We start from the raw sequence: 16,146 nt of genomic DNA, 5'->3' as shown, positions 1-16,146 counted from the left end.
GAAACAGGATCGAGAGTTGGCTGCGCGAACGCATGGCAGCGTTGCGCCGACCGCATGACAACCGCTAGCTGGCGCCACGTCATCCGGTCGCCGGTGCCAATGTCCCGCGGCCTGTCGTTTGATATGGGAGGATTTTACATGCGTTTTCTGACAGCCGCCGTTGCGGCCGCCACTGCCATCAGCATCACCCCCGCCGTCGCGCAGGACGATCGTGCCGACTGGCCGTCCAGCCTGACGATCGGGACCGCCAGCCAAGGTGGCACCTATTTTATCTATGGGACCGGCCTTGCCGGCATGCTCAGCCAGAACCTGGACCTGAACGCCTCGGCCGAGGTGACCGGCGGCCCGGTGCAGAATGCCACGCTGGTCGAGACCGGTGACCACCAGATCGGCCTGGTCACCATGGGCCCCGCCTACGAGGCGTGGTCAGGCAACAGCGAACTGGCCCCTGGGGTCGAGCACAAGGCCCTTCGCGCTCTTTTCCCGATGTACCAGACGCCGTTCGAGGCCGTAGCATTGGAGTCCTCTGGCATCGCCGATGTCACCGACATGGACGGCAAGCGCGTTTCCGTCGGCCCGGCCGGCGGCACGGCGGCGACCTACTGGCCGCGCTTCTTCGAGGTGCTGGGGGTCCAGCCCGACATCAGCTATGCAGGTGCCAATGACGCGACGGGTCAAGTGAAGGACGGCCTGATCGACGCCTTCGCCTTCGCGGCCGGCGTGCCGATTTCCGCTTTCGCGCAGATCGCGGCGGAAAACCCGGTGAACATCTTCGGCTTCACCGAGGAACAGCGCGCGCAGATCCTTGAGGCGATGCCGGAAGTGTCGGCTTTCGAGGTCCCGGGCGGCATGTACCAGGGCTTCCCCGAGGGCCATGGCACCGTCGCCATGTGGAACTTCGCCGTGGCGCATCAGGATATGCCTGAAAGCCTTGCCTACGAGATCACCAAGCTGGTGATGGAGAGCAACGAGGCGATGATGCAGATCCACGCCACGGCGGCCGAGACCATCCCCGAAAACGCCGACAAGAACTCCTTCCTGCCCTATCATCCCGGTGCCGTGCGCTATTTTGACGAAAAGGGCATCGAGATCCCCGACGAACTGCGCGGCTGATCCCGTTCCCGCCGGGGGCCGGTAAGGCCCCCGGATGTCCCCAACGCACCGACCGCGCCCCCGGACACCACCGCGCCGCGCGGCAATCGGAGATGTTTCCATGTCTGCTGATGCTGCATCCGTGGCCGCGCGCGGTCCCGTCATCGCGCAGGGCGTCGATGACGAGCCGATGGCCCCCAACCAGCGCCACCCCCAGGCACGCATCGGGGCGCTGATCGCCGTCCTTTGCGCGGCCTATACGCTGTTCCATCTTGTCGTGATGGTTCTCTATCCGCTAGAGACCTGGGCCTATCGCATGATCCACGTCTGCGGCGGCCTCGTCATCGGCTTTCTGACCTACTCGGCCATGACGCAGGACGATGAGCCGCACGAGGCCACGCGCCGCGGGCCGCTGGAACTGGCGCTGCTGGCCGTGGCCGCCCTCGGCATCGGCTATGGCTTCGTGATCGTCGCCTATGCCTGGGCGGCCTGGTGGCTGGCGGGCGAGGCGATGCCACCAGCCTTCGGGTTTCGCACCTATGGCATGGCACTGGCCATCGGCACGGTCGCCGCCATCGTGGCGGGCTGGCGCTATTCGCCGCGCGACCGTGGGCGCATCTACCCGGCCGATGTCCTGCTGTGCTTCGCCTCGGTCGCGGTGCTGGGCTATATCCTGTTCGTCGTTGGCGCACTGCGCATGCGGGCGGGCACGGGAATGGCGCAGCCGGGCGATTTTTGGGCCGCTCTGACCGGGGTCGTCCTGATCCTGGAACTGACGCGCCGCCTGACCGGCCTTGCGCTGGTCATCATCGTCGGCGTCTTCATCGGCTACAGCTTCCTCGGGCCCTGGCTGCCCGGCTTCCTGAACCATCGAGGCTATACCCCCACGCGGTTCTTCACCTATATCTTCACCGACCAGGGCGTTCTGGGGGATCCGATCGCCGTCAGCTCGACCTATATCATCCTGTTCATCGTCTTCGCGGCCTTCCTGCAGGCGTCGAAAGTCGGCGACTACTTCGTGAACTTCGCCTTTGCCTGCGCGGGCCAGGCGCGCGGCGGGCCGGCCAAGGTGGCGGTCTTCGCCTCGGGGCTGATGGGGATGATCAACGGCACCTCGGCAGGCAACGTCGTGTCCACCGGCTCGCTGACCATCCCGCTGATGAAGAAGGTCGGCTACTCACCGAAATCCTCGGCCGCGATCGAGGCCACGGCCTCGTCCGGCGGTCAGATCCTGCCCCCGATCATGGGGGCGGGCGCCTTCATCATGGCCGAGGTTACGGGCATTCCCTATACCGACATCGTCATCGCGGCGATCATCCCGGCGCTGCTGTATTTCGTGTCGGTCTATTTCATGGTCGACCTTCAGGCGCTGAAGCTGGACATGAAGGGCCTTCCACGATCCGAGCTGCCGCGCTTCGGCACGCTCGTCAGGCAGGTCTACCTGTTCCTGCCCATCGTCATCCTGATCTATACGCTTTTCGCGGGCTATTCGGTGATCCGCGCGGGCGCGATGGGCATGGCCTCGGCGGCGGTGGTCAGCTGGCTGACGCCCCACAAGATGGGCCCGCGCCAAATCTTCCGCGCGCTGGAGATGGGTGCCAAGATGTCCATCCAGCTGGTCGCGGTCTGCGCAGCGGCGGGCGTCATCGTGGGCGTCATCGCGCTGACCGGGGTGGGTGCGCGGTTCTCGTCGCTGCTGCTGACGATCGCGGACCAGAACCAGTACCTGGCGATGTTCTTCGCGATGTGCATCTCGATCATCCTGGGCATGGGGATGCCCACCACGGCCGCCTATGCGGTCGCGGCGGCGGTCGTGGCGCCGGGGCTCATCCAGCTGGGCGTGCCGGTCCTTGTCGCCCACTTCTTCGTCTTCTACTATGCTGTCATGTCGGCGATCACGCCTCCCGTGGCGCTGGCGGCCTATGCCGGCGCGGCGCTGTCGGGATCTGACCCGATGAAAACCTCGGTCGAGGCATTCAAGCTGGGCCTGGCCGCGTTCATCGTGCCCTTCATGTTCTTCGGTTCGCACGAGCTTCTGATGCAGGGTCAGGTGCTGGATATCATCCATGCCACGCTGACAGCGCTTCTTGGGATGTTCCTGCTGTCGGCAGGCGTCATCGGATACTACTTCGGCCCGGCAAGTGCCGTCGTCAGGATCGTGCTGATCGGCGCGGCGCTGTCGATGATCACGGTCGGCTTGCTCAGCGATATCGTCGGTCTGCTGACGGCGGGGCTGCTGTTCCTCTGGCAGCGGAAGGTGGTTGCGTCCTCGACACTGGCGCATGGTAGCGAATGACGGGCCGCGCGCACGGCATCGAATGGTCAGGTGCGCCCGACCCTTCGATGCATTTCGCAAGTCGGCGCCTATCTGCATCTGGCAAACTATCTGTCGTGCCGACGGAATAATCGCATGGCCCGATCGTCGTCCTGAGGACACGCCCCAAGCCGGACGGCAACGACCGGCCGGGCCTTGTCACCCAACGTGGTTCGAAAGGGAGACGATAACATGGCACGACTGTTTGGAAACGACGACGACAACCGCCTGAACGGCACCGCGTTCGGCGACCTCATCTATGGCCGGACCGGCGACGACCGCTTGCGGGCCCTTGCGGGCAAGGACACGGTCGACGGTGGGGAAGGCAACGACCTTATATGGGCGGGGACCGGCCACAACCGTGTCGTTGCAGGCTCTGGCAACGACAGCATCTGGGCCGGCAACTGCAGCGACCGGATCTTTGCCGGTGAGGGCAACGACATGATCGCGGCTGGTGGCGGACACAATCGCCTCTTTGCGGGCGAGGGCAACGACACCGTCCACGCAGGCAACGGCCGCGACACGATCAACGGCGGCGAAGGCAACGACCGTCTCTTTTCCGGCGCCGGCAATGACGTCGTTTCCGCGGGCGAGGGGGACGACCTGATCCTGGCCGGCTGGGGCGACGACCGGCTGATCGGGGGCGAGGGAAACGACCGTCTTAGCGGAGGTGCGGGCAACGACGTCATGACCGGCTGCGAGGGCGCGGACCGCTTCGTCTTCGTGGGCGGCCGCGACCGTATCACCGACTTCGAGAACGGCGACGACCGGATCGACCTGTCGTCTTTCGCGAGGATCGACGATTTCGGCGACATCCGCACGGCAGCGACGCAGCGCGGGGCGGATGTCGTCATCCGGATCGGGCAAGAGCATCTGGTCATCGAGGGCTTCCGCCTGAGCCAGATGAACGGCGACGACTTCAACTGGTAGAAAGGGCACGGCCCTATGCGTGGTGCGATCCTGGCTTGGCGTGTTCCGCAGGCGACATGATGCACTGGGCAAGTCGACGATCAGGCGACCTGACGCTGGCAGCCGGCCAGGCTGCATCAGGATGAGCCGTGACGCTTTTCAGATCAATCACGCTCTCGGTTGCGGAGTTGATCCAGCCGATGCGGTCGGGAACGTGATCGAGGTCGGACATCGCACAGCCGGGTCGATGCGGAGCCAGTTGCACATGCCGATCGACGGGATGGTGTCGGCCCCCGGGGCTCGCCCAGGGGGCCGCTCTTTCCACCGGCAGAGCCGCGGTTCTCTGCCGATCCCGGAAAGTGCAGCGCGACCTCTTGCAGCTCGGGCACGGAACACGTTGACCCGCCCGATGCCGCGACGGCGCATCAGACGATGCCCCCACCTCCGGCTGCCGCGGCGGGGCGGGCCGAGGTCGCGCGCGCGCGCCAGCCGGCGGCGCGGTAGGTCGCGACCGGGTCGATGGCCGCACCCTGGCGCAGGCGCGCCATTCGCAGGATCGGCTCGACGTCGGTGCGGAAGGCGCCTCGCAGGGTGGCGGCAGCCATCAGCGCGTCGTTGTCCTGCCGAAACTCCTCCAGCGCCGCACGATCCACAAGGCTGGCCTGAACGAAGGCCCGCTGGATCTCGCAGGCCGAGATCATCAGGCTTTCGATCGGGTCGGTGACGTTGTGGCTCTGGTCGATCATGTGCGACAGGTCGAGGTCTGGCGTATCCTCAAGCTCGACCAATTCGTTGAAGACCAGGAACAGGCGGAACGGCTCGATCGTCCCGGCGTCCAGGTCGTCGTCGCCATACTTGCTGTCGTTGAAGTGGAACCCGCCCAGCTTTCCGGCCCGGATCAGTCGCGCGACGATCATCTCGATGTTGACGTTCGGGGCATGGTGGCCCAGGTCCACCAGGCATTGCGCCTTGGGGCCCAGTTCCTGCGCGGTCATCAGGCTCGTGCCCCAATCCTGCACGACGGTCGAGTAGAATGCCGGCTCATAGATCTTGTGTTCGCTGAAGATCCGCCAGTCATCCGGCAGCCCGGCATAGATCTGCTTCATCGAGTCGAGATAACGATCGAACTGGCGCGACAACGAGGTCTGGCCGGGAAAGTTCGACCCGTCACCGATCCAGACCGTCAGCGCCTTCGATCCGATCGCCTGCCCGATGTCGATGCATTCCAGATTATGCTCGATCGCCTGACGGCGCGTCGCCGCATCGGTATGCGACAGCGAGCCGTGCTTGTAGCTGTGCGCCTGCCCCGACTGGTCCTGGAAAGTGTTCGAGTTCATGGCATCGAAGCCAAGTCCCACCTCTTCGGCCTTTTCCAGCAGCAGGGCGGGGTCGACCTTGTCCCACGGAATGTGCAGGCTGACGCGCGGCGTGGCGGCCGTCAGGACATGGATCACGCCGCAGTCGTCCAGCTTGTCCATGATGCCGGCCGGCTCTCCTCCGCCCGGGAATCGCGCAAACCGGGTGCCGCCGGTGCCGGTCCCCCAGCTGGGGATCGCAACGCCGAAGTTCATGGCGCGGGCGGTCAGCGCCCCGATGTCCACGCCCCGGCGCGACAGCCGTGCGCCAAGCGCGTCGTAGTCGGCCTGAAGGTCGGCGCGGCGGGCGTCATTCTGCGCCTCGATGATGCTTTTGTCGATCATGGCTTACCTCGTGAAGGCCTGGACGTTGCCCGCATCCACGTTGAGGATGTTGCCGGTCGACTTGGCAGACAGGTCGGAGGCGAAGAAGTACGCTCCTTCCGCGATGTCCTCGGGCAGGACCGCCCGCTTGAGCATGGACCGCTTGCGGTACATCTCCTCCAGCCCCTCCTTGTCGGTGCCATAGGTGCTGGCGCGCTGGTCCAGCCACTCGCCCTCCCAGATCCGCGACCCGCGAAGAACGGCATCGGGATTCACGACGTTGACGCGGATGCCGCCTTCGGCCCCCTCCAGCGCCAGACAGCGGGCCAGATGGATCTCGGCCGCCTTGGCGGTGCAATAGGCGCTGGCATTGGGGCTGGCCGCCAGCCCGTTCTTCGAGGCCACGAAGATCACCGAGCCACCGATCCCCTGCGAGCGGAAGGTCCGGAATGCCTCGCGCGAGACGAGGAAGTAACCGGTGGACAGAATGTCCATGTTCTTGTTCCAAAGCGCCAGCGAAGTCTCCTCGACGGGCGCCGACGACGCGATGCCGGCGTTCGACACCAGGATGTCGATGCCGCCGAACTCGACCGCCATCTCGGCATAGGCGCGGGCGACCTGGCTTTCGTCTGTCACATTCATCTGCACGCTGCGCACGACGTCGCGGCCAAAGTTGGCGGCCAGCCCCTGATGCGCGGTCTTCAGCGCACCCGCGTCGATATCGGCCAGCATGACGCAGGCGCCTTCGCGCAGGAAACGCTCGGCCGTGGCCGCCCCGATGCCGCCCGCACCGCCGGTGACCAGCGCCACACGGCCGGCCAGCGATTTCGGCTTGGGCATCCGCTGCAGCTTGGCCTCTTCCAGCAGCCAGTATTCGATGTCGAAGGCTTCTTGCTCGGGCAGGCCCTGATAGGTGCTGACGGCGCTGGCGCCGCGCATGACGTTGATCGCGTTCACGTAGAATTCGGCCGAAATCCGCGCCGTCGTCTTGTCCAGCGCGAATGTGATCATGCCGACGCCGGGGATCAGGTAGACGACCGCGTTCGGGTCGCGCAATGCCGGGCTGTCAGGCTTCTTGCAGCGGTCGTAATAGGTCGAATACTCATCACGATACCCCGCGATGGCCTGAGGCAGGCCTGACAGGACCGCATCCAGATCGGGATTGGCAGGATCGAGGTCGATCACCAGCGGCCGGATCTTGGTGCGCAGGAAGTGGTCGGGGCAGGACGTCCCCATCGGCGCCAGCGTTCCCAGTGCGTTCGACCCGACGAATTCCAGCACCGCCGGCTGGTCGTCGAAGTGGCCGACCTTGTGCCGGTCGTTCGAGATCAGGCCGCGGATTGCGGGCATCAGGCGCGCGGCGATGTCGCGACGTTGTGCAGGCTCCAGCGTGGGAGCCCGGGCGCCCCCAAAGGCGGGCTGGGCGGCGGTCTTGCGGTCCAGCCATCCAGCAGCCTGGTTGATGATCTCCAGCGTGGTCAGGTAGCAGTCCTTGGCGTCGTCCGCCCAGGTGAACAACCCGTGGCTTTCCAGCACCGCGCCGCGCATCTGCGGGTTATCGGTCGCCAGTTTTTCCAGCCACAGACCCAGTTCATAGCCGGGCTTCTTCCAAGGCAGCCAGCCGATCTGGTCGCCGAAGATCTCTGCCGTCAGTTCGCGCGAGTTGATCGATGCGGCGATGGCGATGATCGCGTCGGAATGGACGTGATCGACATGCTTGTGGGGCACATAGGCGTGCAGCGGTGTGTCGATGGAGGCCGTTCGCGGGTTCAGCGCGAAGGTGGCATGGGGCAGATAGCCGACCATTTCATCCTCGTGCGCGAGCCCCCGGTACTTGCCCTTCAGCGCCCGCAGCTTGTCCATGTAGAGGGTCGCGAACCCGTCCATCTTCATCGACCCGATATCGCCGCCCGAGCCCTTGACCCACAGCACCTCGACCTGTTCGCCCGTCAGCGGATCGGTCTCCATGACCTTGGCCGACGTGTTCCCGCCGCCATAGTTGGTGACACGTTTGTCCGAACCCAGAAGGTTCGAGCGATAGAGCAGCTTTTCCGACTCGCTCATGCCGGCGGCGCGGGCATCATCCCACAGGTTGTCCAGCCGGTTGGCGGCAATTGTCTCGGTCATGGATGTCTCCCTGAAAGCGGCCTTCGCGCCGCATCTCTTCGGTCAAGCGATAGCCGTGGGTGCCACGTAGGTCAATCAATTTCGATCATGAACGATCATTCATGGCGATCATGGATCATTGTTGATTGACAATGCGTCGGAATGAGGGAAACTGCGCGAAGAGGAGATCCTAATGTTGGAAGCGGAACGCCATCGCATCATCCTGTCGGCCGTGCAGGAACGCCCCGTGGTCACGGTGGCCGACCTGTGTGCGTTGACCGGTGCATCGGAAGCGACGGTGCGCCGCGACATTGCGCAGCTGCATGTGTCGAAAAAGCTGCGCCGCGTGCGGGGCGGGGCCGAAGCGATTTCTCCGCCGCAATTCGTGGGGATCAACGCGCGGCCCTTCGCCATCAACCAGACGATCAACATCGCGCAGAAACGCTCAATCGCGCAGGCGGCGGTGGATCTGTGCGACGACGGCGACGCGATCATCATCAACGGCGGGACGACCACGTTCCAGATGGTGCATCCGCTGACCACCAAGCGCCTGCAGGTCTTCACCAACAGCTTCCCGATTGCGGAACACCTGCTGAAGCAGTCGCGCAATACCGTGCTGCTGCCGGCGGGCGCGATCTATCGCGAACAGAACATCATCCTGTCGCCCTTCGACGACGACGGCAGCAACCATTTCTATGCCCGCCGCATGTTCATGGGGTGCCGTGGCCTGGGACCCCTGGGCCTCATGGAGGGTGATCCGCTGCTGGTGCAGGCCGAGCAGAAGCTGATCGACCAGGCGGACGAACTTGTCGTGCTGGCCGACAGTTCGAAGTTCGTGACCAGGTCCAGCCTGCTTTTGTGCCCGCTGACCCGCATCCACACCGTCGTCACCGATGACGGGATCGAGGACCGCGCCGTCCGGATGCTGGAAGCCGCCGATATCAAGGTGATCGTGGCCCCCGTGGCCACCGCCGACAAAAAGTCCCGCGCGCTGGAGGAGTGACGCGGCACCGCTCATAAGGGGAGGACGACATGAGCATCCTGAAGACGATCCTGACGACGGCGGCCACCGCCTCGGTCCTGATGGCCGGGGCGGCGCAAGCCGAACCCATGCGCATCGCGCTGGTCGCCAAGGCCCTGGGCATCGGCTTCTTCGAGGCCGCCAACAAGGGCGCCGAGGAAGCCGCAGCCGAACTGGGCGACGTGGAGATCATCTATACCGGCCCGACCGACACCACCGCCGAGGGCCAGATCGAGGTGCTGAACGCCCTGATCGCACAGCGCGTCGATGCGATCGCCGTCAGCGCCAACGACACGGACGCGCTGGTGCCTACGCTGAAACGCGCCATGGACCGCGGCATCACCGTCATCAGCTGGGATTCTGGCGTCGCACCCGAGGGGCGGCAGATGCACCTGAACCCGTCCTCGGCCCCGCTGATCGGCAACATGATCATCAAGCTGGCCGCCGACCAGCTGCCCGAGGGAGGCGACGTCGCGGTGCTGTCGGCCACAACAACGTCCACGAACCAGAACACCTGGATCGAGGAAATGAACAAGGTCGCAGGCGATTATCCGAACGTGAACGTGGTGGCGACGGTCTATGGCGACGACCTGGCCGACAAGTCCTACCGCGAGGCGCAGGGCCTGATGCAGAGCCACCCGGACCTCAAGGCGATCATCGCGCCGACCAGCGTGGGCATCGTGGCCGCCGCTCAGGCGGTGACAGACGCGGGCAAGATCGGAGACGTGAACGTCACTGGCCTGGGTCTGCCGTCAGAGATGGCCGGCCACGTCAAGTCGGGCGCATCGGAAAGCTTCGCGATCTGGAACCCGATCGACCTGGGCTATTCCGCAACAATGATCGCGCATCACCTGGCCTCTGGCGAGGCCGAGGCCGAGGCGGGCGCGACCATCCCCATCGGCCGCATGGGCGAGGTCACGCTGGACGAGAACAACGAGGCCGCGATGGCCGACCCCTTCGTCTATGACGCAAGCAACATCGACGAGTTCAGCTCAGTCTTCTGAGCCAGATTGCCCCGGCCGCTGCGCCGGGGCGCCCCAATTGCCAGGACAACATCATGCAGGCTGATCATCGGCCGCAGGACGGCGCAGCCCCGGTGCTGTCGCTGCGCGGCATCGTCAAGTCGTTCCCCGGCGTGCGTGCGCTGGACGGCGTGCAGCTGGACCTTTACCCGGGCCAGGTGACCGCGCTGATCGGAGAGAACGGCGCCGGAAAGTCGACCATCGTGAAGGTGCTGACCGGCATCTATCAGCCGGACGAAGGACAGATCCTTGTCGATGGCCAGCCCGCGACCTTTCCGACCGCTCAGGCGGCGGGCCGCGCGGGCGTCACGGCGATCCACCAGGAAACCGTGCTGTTCGACGAACTGACCGTGGCCGAGAACATCTTCATCGGTCATGCGCCCCGCAACCGGTGGGGCCTGATCGACCGCCGCGCCATGCGTGACCGGGTGGGCGCGATCCTGCGCGACATCGGGTCGGACCTGTCGCCGACGGCACGGCTGCGCGACCTTGGCATCGCCAGCCGCCACATGGTCGCCATCGCCCGCGCGCTGTCCATCGATGCCCGCGTCGTCATCATGGACGAGCCCACCGCCGCCTTGTCCCACAAGGAGATCCAGGAGCTTTATGCCCTGGTCGAGACGTTGAAGCGGCAGAACAAGGCGATCCTGTTCATCAGCCACAAATTCGACGAGATCTTCCGCATCGCCGACCGCTGGACGGTCTTTCGCGACGGACAGTTCGTGGGCCAGGGACTGATGCGCGATGCGACCGAGGCCGGGCTGGTCCAGATGATGGTCGGCCGCGCCGTCGACCAGATCTATCCCAAGCGTCCCGCCCGCATCGGAGAGCCGATCCTGACCGTCGCCGGCTATTGCCACCCGACCGAGTTCGAGGACATCACCTTTACCCTGCGGCAGGGCGAGATCCTGGGCTTCTATGGCCTGGTCGGCGCGGGACGGTCCGAACTGATGCAGGCGCTGTTCGGGATCACCCGGCCGTCGAAGGGTGCCTGCAAGATCGACGGCAAGGTGCGCGTCATCCGCTCGACCGCCGAGGCGGTGGATGCGGGCATCGTGTATGTCCCCGAGGATCGAGGGCGCCAAGGCGCGGTCAAAGGGCTGCCGATCTTCCAGAACGTCACGCTGCCCTCGTTGCAGCGCACCGGGCGTGGCGGCTTCCTGCGGCTGGCCGAGGAGTTCGCGCTGGCCCGCGAATACACGCAGCGGCTGGACCTGCGTGCCGCCAGCCTCGACCAGGACGTGGGGCTTCTGTCGGGCGGCAATCAGCAGAAGGTGGTCATCGCCAAATGGCTGGCGACCCGGCCGCGCGTCATCATCCTGGACGAGCCCACCAAAGGCATCGACATCGGTTCAAAGGCCGCTGTCCACGACTTCATGTCCGAACTGGCGGCCGAGGGGCTCTCCATCATCATGGTCAGCAGCGAGATCCCCGAGGTTCTGGGCATGTCCGACCGCGTCATCGTCATGCGAGAAGGCCGCATCGCCGCCGAATGTTCGGGCCGCGAGATGACGCCCGAGAACCTGGTCCGCGCCGCCGCCGGCATCGGCCTGACAAAAGGAGAGGCCGCATGAACGCCCTGAAATCGCGCGAGGCGATCCTGGCCCTGGCCATCCTGGCGCTGCTGGCTGCCATCGCCAGCCGTTTCCCGGCCTTCGTCGCGCCCGCGAACCTGGTGCGGGTGCTGAACGACACATCGCCCCTGATCCTGCTGGCGATGGGCCAGATGATCGTGATCATGACCAAGTGCATCGACCTGTCGATCGCGGCGAACCTGGCGCTTTGCGGGATGATCGCGGCCCTGATGAACGGGGCAGGGGTGCCGCTGCCCCTGATTCTGGTTGCGGTCATCGCCATCGGCGGGGCGCTTGGGGCCGTGAACGGGCTGCTGGTCTGGAAGCTGGGCATCCCGTCCATTGTCGTCACCTTGGGGACGATGACGATCTTCCGCGGCTCGATCTTTCTTCTGACGGGCGGCGCCTGGATCAACGCGCACCAGATGAGCGAAGGCTTCAAGGCGCTGCCCCGCGCGATGCTGCTTGGGTTGCCGGTGATGACCTGGATCATGCTGGCGCTGGTGGCGGCCATCGGCCTGATGATGACCCGCACGCCCCTGGGCCGCGCGTTCCTGGCCGTCGGAGGCAATCCGCATGCGGCGGTCTATGCCGGCATCTCGGTCGGGCGGACGCAGTTCGCAGCCTTTGTTCTGGCCGGAGCCCTTGCGGGGCTGGTGGGCTATCTGTGGGTGGCGCGCTATGCCGTCGCCTATGTCGACATCGCCGGCGGGTTTGAACTGGACGTCGTTGCGGCCTGCGTGATCGGCGGAATCGCGATCGCGGGTGGCGCTGGCACGGTTGCAGGTGCCGTCATGGGCGCGCTGTTTTTGGGCATCGTCAAGAACGCCCTGCCAGTCGTCGGCATCTCTCCGTTCTGGCAAATGGCCATTTCCGGTGCGGCGATTTTGGCCGCCATCGCCTTCAACGCCAGCCGCCGCACACCGGGCCGGATCATCCTGAAACCGTCCGAGGTGACCCCATGACCCCTACAGGCCGCCATATCCCCGACCACCTGACCAGCCCCGCGGCCCGCGCCCTGAAAAGCTGGGAGGCGCTGCTGGCCGTCGTCGCCGTCGCCATCTTCATCCTGAACTCGATGGCCTCGCCCTATTTCCTCGATCCCTGGAACCTCAGCGACGCGACGTTCAACTTCACCGAAAAGGCAATGATCGCCTTTGCCATGGCCATGCTGATCGTTGCCGGTGAGATCGACCTGTCGGTCGGCGCGATCGTCGCTTTGGCATCCACCGCAATGGGCATGGCGATGACGGCCGGCGCCGGGACACCGCTGCTGGTCGCGGTCGGGTTGGCGACGGGGCTGGCCTGCGGGGCGTTCAATGGCGTGTTGGTGGCGCGCTTCGGCCTGCCGTCGATCGTTGTCACCATCGGCACCATGAGCCTCTTTCGCGGCATCAGCTATATCGTGCTGGGCGACGGGGCATTCACCGGCTATCCGCCGGGCTTTGCCTGGTTCGGGCAAGGCTATGTTGTCTGGGTCATCACTGTCGAACTGGTGATCTTTACATTGTCGGCCTTGGTCTTCGGGATCCTGCTGCACCGCACCAGCTTCGGCCGCACCGTGCAGGCCGTCGGCAACAACGCAACCGCCGCACGTTTTTCCGGCATCCGCGTGGACCGCGTGCGCTTCATCCTGTTCCTTCTGACCGGGTTGATGAGCGGGATCGCCGCCATCTGCCTGACCTCGCGCCTCGGCTCGACCCGCCCCTCGATCGCGCAGGGGTTCGAATTGGAGGTCGTGACCATCGTCGTTCTGGGCGGCGTCAGCATCCTCGGCGGCTCGGGCACCATCCCCGGCGTCGTGCTGGCGGCGCTGGTGATGGGGCTGGTGACCTTCGGCCTGGGGCTTTTGAACGTGCCGGGCATCGTGATGTCCATTGTCGTTGGCGGGCTGCTGATCGGCGTGATCGCCATTCCCCGCCTCTGGACGATGAGCAGGAGCAGATGATGCAGAAACATGCTTTCCGGATGCAGCTGAATCCCGGCATGGCCGACGAGTACCGCCGCCGCCATGAAGAGATCTGGCCGGAACTCGTCGCGCTGCTGAAGGACGCCAGGGTGGAGGATTACTCCATCCACCTTGATCCCGACACAAACGCCCTCTTTGGGGTGCTGTGGCGCCGAGACGACCACGCAATGGACGACTTGCCTGCGCACCCGGTGATGCAGCGTTGGTGGGCGCATATGGCGGACCTGATGGAGACGCATCCCGACAACGAACCGGCCGCGGTTCCCCTGGTCGCGATGTTTCACCTGCCATGACCCATGTCGCCGTACTGGATATCGGCAAGACCAATGCCAAGCTGGCGCTGGTCGATGGCCACAGCTTGGCAGAAATTGCCGTCGTCACCCGCCCGAACCGCCCGTTGCCGGGACCGCCCTGGCCGCATGTGGACCTGGACGGCCACTGGCATTTCTTTCTGACCCAGTTGGCGGCCATGCAGGCGGAGCATGGAATCGATGCGATATCGGTGACCACGCACGGGGCCGCCGCCGTGTTGCTGGACGGGGCAGGGGCGGCCCTGCCGATGCTGGATTACGAACACACGGGTCCGGACGCGGCGGCCGCCGCCTATGATGTGCTTCGCCCCGGATTCGACGCGACAGGATCGCCGCGGCTGTCGTGCGGATTGAACCTTGGCGCGCAGTTGCACTGGCTGATGACGGCCCAGCCCGGGCTGGCGGACCGCGTGGCGCATGTTGTCACCTTTCCGCAATACTGGGGCTGGCGGCTGACCGGAAAGCTGGCCAGCGACATGTCCTCGCTGGGGTGCCACACGGACCTGTGGGACCCGTGGCAGGGCCGGTTCTCGGCCCTGGTCGGGGCGCTGGGGCTGATTGGCCGCATCGCGCCCGCGCGCCGTTCGGACGAGGTTCTGGGCGGGCTGACGCCAGAAGCGGCCAACGCGACCGGCATCACGGCGGGCACGCCCGTCGCGGTGGGCATCCATGACAGCAACGCATCGCTCTATCCGCACCTGCTGGGGCGGGAGGGGGCGTTTTCCGTCGTCTCGACCGGCACATGGGTCGTGGCGATGGCCGTGGGTGGCGACACTCCGCCGCTGGACCCGCGGCGCGACGTGCTGGTGAACGTGAACGCGCTTGGCCAACCGGTGCCCTCGGCCCGCTTCATGGGCGGGCGCGAGTTCGAGATGATCCGCGAAGGTTCTGACGCACGTCCAGCGGCGGATGACCGGGCGCAGGTGCTGCGCAGCGGGTCCATGATCCTGCCCGCGGCAGAGCCGGGGTCGGGTCCGTTCCAGGGCCGCCGGATGTCATGGATCCGCCAGCCATCCGCGGAGGGTGCGCGGATGGCGGCGCTGTCGTTCTATCTTGCGCTGATGACGGACACCTGCCTCGACCTTGTCGGCGCCAAGGGGCCGGTCATCGTCGAAGGGCCCTTCGCCCGCAATTCCGACCTGCTGGACATGCTGGCCGCCCTGCACCCGGACGGGGTGGAAACGGCGCCGTCCGCGACCGGAACTTCGGTCGGTGCGGCGTTGCTGTGCCTGCCGGATGCACGTCCGCCTGCGACGCAGCGATGGCCGGTGCCTGCGGATGCCCATGCGCTGCGGGACTATGCCGGCGCCTGGCGGTCAGCAGTCGAATGTCAGATGTAACCCAGCGCGGCCGAGGCGGCGCGTCCTGCATCGGTCACCAATCGCACATATTCCGGCCGCCGCGTCTCGTCGAAGCGCACCAGTGGGAACGCGATGCTGATCGCCGCGACGGACTTGCCCGTGTGGTCCAGCACCGGCGCGGCCATGCAGCGTACGCCCGCCTCGCTTTCCTCGATTTCCTCGGCAAAGCCGCGGGCCCGGGTGTCCGTCAGTTCCGCCAGCAGGCGGTCGCGGTCGGTGATGGTCCGGGGGGCAAGGCGCGTCAGCTCCATGCGGGACAGTCGCTCGCGGATCTCGTCCTCGTCGCGGAAGGCCAGCAGCGCCTTGCCAAGCGAGGTCGAATGCAGCGGATTGCGCTTGCCCAAGGTCGACTGCATCGACAGGGTGTAGGCGCTGTCGTACTTGTGGATATAGGCCACGCGCTGGTCGAAGTCGTCCATGACCCCCAGGTTGATCGACTCGCCCGTCGCCCGCGACAGCTTCCCCATTTCCCGGTCGCAGGCGCGCAGCAGGTCTTCCTGCCCCCGCAGGACCCGCGCGCCCAGGCCGAACAGCTTCAGCGTGAGGCCGTACTTCTCGGTTTCCGGTTCCTGCTCGACATAGCCGAGGTCCACCATGGTCTGCAGCAGCCGGTGCGCCGTCGTCTTGGACGTCATGGCCCGTTGCGCGATGTCGGCCAGTGCCGCCCGCCGTTCGCCCGCCAGCGATTCGAGCACGGCAAACACCTTGAGCACGGCAGCGGCATTTTCGGTCTTCTGCGGTTTCTGGGTCATGGAGACGTTCTTTATTTTTCGGAACTACATTCTGAA

13 protein-coding genes are annotated in these 16,146 nt (G+C 65.7%); 10 read left to right on the top strand and 3 right to left on the bottom strand.

The window, feature by feature from the left end; translation table 11 throughout:
* The first annotated feature begins 138 nt into the window (after positions 1-138).
* From OC159_RS04880 to OC159_RS04870, 3 genes are all read left to right on the top strand, one after another.
* A complete protein-coding gene (locus OC159_RS04880; protein ID WP_265500027.1) occupies positions 139-1,113 on the top strand; it encodes a TAXI family TRAP transporter solute-binding subunit in 975 nt (324 codons plus the stop codon).
* 100 nt (positions 1,114-1,213) lie between these two features.
* Positions 1,214-3,388 carry a TRAP transporter permease gene (locus OC159_RS04875; protein ID WP_265500026.1) on the top strand — a complete coding sequence of 725 codons (2,175 nt, stop codon included), beginning with the start codon at positions 1,214-1,216 and terminating at the stop codon, positions 3,386-3,388.
* Positions 3,389-3,598: 210 nt separating this feature from the next.
* The gene (locus OC159_RS04870) at positions 3,599-4,336 is read left to right on the top strand and encodes a calcium-binding protein (protein ID WP_265500025.1); all 738 of its coding nucleotides are present in this window, start codon (positions 3,599-3,601) and stop codon (positions 4,334-4,336) included.
* A 404-nt stretch (positions 4,337-4,740) separates the two neighbouring features.
* Here the strand turns inward: OC159_RS04870 and rhaI are convergent, their stop codons facing one another.
* Both rhaI and OC159_RS04860 read right to left on the bottom strand, forming a co-directional pair.
* Complete coding sequence (gene rhaI, locus OC159_RS04865; protein ID WP_265500024.1) at positions 4,741-6,015, bottom strand: L-rhamnose catabolism isomerase; 1,275 nt, start codon at positions 6,013-6,015, stop codon at positions 4,741-4,743.
* A 3-nt stretch (positions 6,016-6,018) separates the two neighbouring features.
* Complete coding sequence (locus OC159_RS04860) at positions 6,019-8,121, bottom strand: bifunctional rhamnulose-1-phosphate aldolase/short-chain dehydrogenase (protein WP_265500023.1); 2,103 nt, start codon at positions 8,119-8,121, stop codon at positions 6,019-6,021.
* Positions 8,122-8,293: 172 nt separating this feature from the next.
* On the opposite strand from OC159_RS04860, the gene OC159_RS04855 reads away from it, so the two are divergent.
* The 7 genes from OC159_RS04855 to OC159_RS04825 are packed head-to-tail and all read left to right on the top strand — an operon-like array spanning position 8,294 to position 15,337.
* Positions 8,294-9,103, top strand: coding sequence for a DeoR/GlpR family DNA-binding transcription regulator (locus OC159_RS04855; protein WP_265500022.1), 810 nt, complete (start codon positions 8,294-8,296; stop codon positions 9,101-9,103).
* Positions 9,104-9,132: 29 nt separating this feature from the next.
* Positions 9,133-10,125: a rhamnose ABC transporter substrate-binding protein gene (gene rhaS / locus OC159_RS04850; RefSeq protein WP_265500021.1), complete on the top strand. Its 993-nt coding sequence runs from the start codon at positions 9,133-9,135 to the stop codon at positions 10,123-10,125.
* A gap of 53 nt (positions 10,126-10,178) precedes the next feature.
* Complete coding sequence (locus OC159_RS04845) at positions 10,179-11,717, top strand: sugar ABC transporter ATP-binding protein (protein WP_265500020.1); 1,539 nt, start codon at positions 10,179-10,181, stop codon at positions 11,715-11,717.
* Positions 11,714-12,682, top strand: coding sequence for an ABC transporter permease (locus tag OC159_RS04840; RefSeq protein ID WP_265500019.1), 969 nt, complete (start codon positions 11,714-11,716; stop codon positions 12,680-12,682). The genes OC159_RS04845 and OC159_RS04840 overlap by 4 nt, the downstream gene beginning before the upstream one ends.
* The gene (locus OC159_RS04835) at positions 12,679-13,665 is read left to right on the top strand and encodes an ABC transporter permease (RefSeq protein ID WP_265500018.1); all 987 of its coding nucleotides are present in this window, start codon (positions 12,679-12,681) and stop codon (positions 13,663-13,665) included. The genes OC159_RS04840 and OC159_RS04835 overlap by 4 nt, the downstream gene beginning before the upstream one ends.
* Positions 13,665-13,979 carry an L-rhamnose mutarotase gene (locus OC159_RS04830; protein WP_265500017.1) on the top strand — a complete coding sequence of 105 codons (315 nt, stop codon included), beginning with the start codon at positions 13,665-13,667 and terminating at the stop codon, positions 13,977-13,979. The genes OC159_RS04835 and OC159_RS04830 overlap by 1 nt, the downstream gene beginning before the upstream one ends.
* Entirely contained in the window at positions 13,976-15,337 is a 1,362-nt protein-coding gene (locus OC159_RS04825; protein ID WP_265500016.1) for an FGGY-family carbohydrate kinase, read from the top strand. Before OC159_RS04830 ends, OC159_RS04825 begins: the two co-directional genes overlap by 4 nt.
* On the opposite strand, the gene kdgR is transcribed toward OC159_RS04825, so the two are convergent.
* Positions 15,328-16,110 carry a DNA-binding transcriptional regulator KdgR gene (kdgR, locus tag OC159_RS04820; protein ID WP_265500015.1) on the bottom strand — a complete coding sequence of 261 codons (783 nt, stop codon included), beginning with the start codon at positions 16,108-16,110 and terminating at the stop codon, positions 15,328-15,330. The genes OC159_RS04825 and kdgR overlap by 10 nt on opposite strands.
* Positions 16,111-16,146: the final 36 nt, after the last annotated feature.

Source organism: Paracoccus beibuensis (assembly GCF_026162625.1).
GTDB classification, from domain to species: domain Bacteria; phylum Pseudomonadota; class Alphaproteobacteria; order Rhodobacterales; family Rhodobacteraceae; genus Paracoccus; species Paracoccus beibuensis.
Note: the sequence above shows the minus strand (reverse complement) of the source record. Positions and strands in the feature narration are given on the sequence as shown.

Excerpts from the sequence above, each read along its gene's own strand:
- rhaI (WP_265500024.1), bottom strand. The coding sequence starts at position 6,015 with ATGATCGACAAAAGCATCATCGAGGCGCAGAATGACGCCCGCCGCGCC.
- kdgR (WP_265500015.1), bottom strand. The coding sequence starts at position 16,110 with ATGACCCAGAAACCGCAGAAGACCGAAAATGCCGCTGCCGTGCTCAAG.
- rhaS (WP_265500021.1), top strand. The coding sequence starts at position 9,133 with ATGAGCATCCTGAAGACGATCCTGACGACGGCGGCCACCGCCTCGGTC.
- OC159_RS04835 (WP_265500018.1), top strand. The coding sequence starts at position 12,679 with ATGACCCCTACAGGCCGCCATATCCCCGACCACCTGACCAGCCCCGCG.
- OC159_RS04860 (WP_265500023.1), bottom strand. The coding sequence starts at position 8,121 with ATGACCGAGACAATTGCCGCCAACCGGCTGGACAACCTGTGGGATGAT.
- OC159_RS04830 (WP_265500017.1), top strand. The coding sequence starts at position 13,665 with ATGCAGAAACATGCTTTCCGGATGCAGCTGAATCCCGGCATGGCCGAC.
- OC159_RS04845 (WP_265500020.1), top strand. The coding sequence starts at position 10,179 with ATGCAGGCTGATCATCGGCCGCAGGACGGCGCAGCCCCGGTGCTGTCG.
- OC159_RS04840 (WP_265500019.1), top strand. The coding sequence starts at position 11,714 with ATGAACGCCCTGAAATCGCGCGAGGCGATCCTGGCCCTGGCCATCCTG.
- OC159_RS04870 (WP_265500025.1), top strand. The coding sequence starts at position 3,599 with ATGGCACGACTGTTTGGAAACGACGACGACAACCGCCTGAACGGCACC.
- OC159_RS04875 (WP_265500026.1), top strand. The coding sequence starts at position 1,214 with ATGTCTGCTGATGCTGCATCCGTGGCCGCGCGCGGTCCCGTCATCGCG.
- OC159_RS04825 (WP_265500016.1), top strand. The coding sequence starts at position 13,976 with ATGACCCATGTCGCCGTACTGGATATCGGCAAGACCAATGCCAAGCTG.
- OC159_RS04855 (WP_265500022.1), top strand. The coding sequence starts at position 8,294 with ATGTTGGAAGCGGAACGCCATCGCATCATCCTGTCGGCCGTGCAGGAA.
- OC159_RS04880 (WP_265500027.1), top strand. The coding sequence starts at position 139 with ATGCGTTTTCTGACAGCCGCCGTTGCGGCCGCCACTGCCATCAGCATC.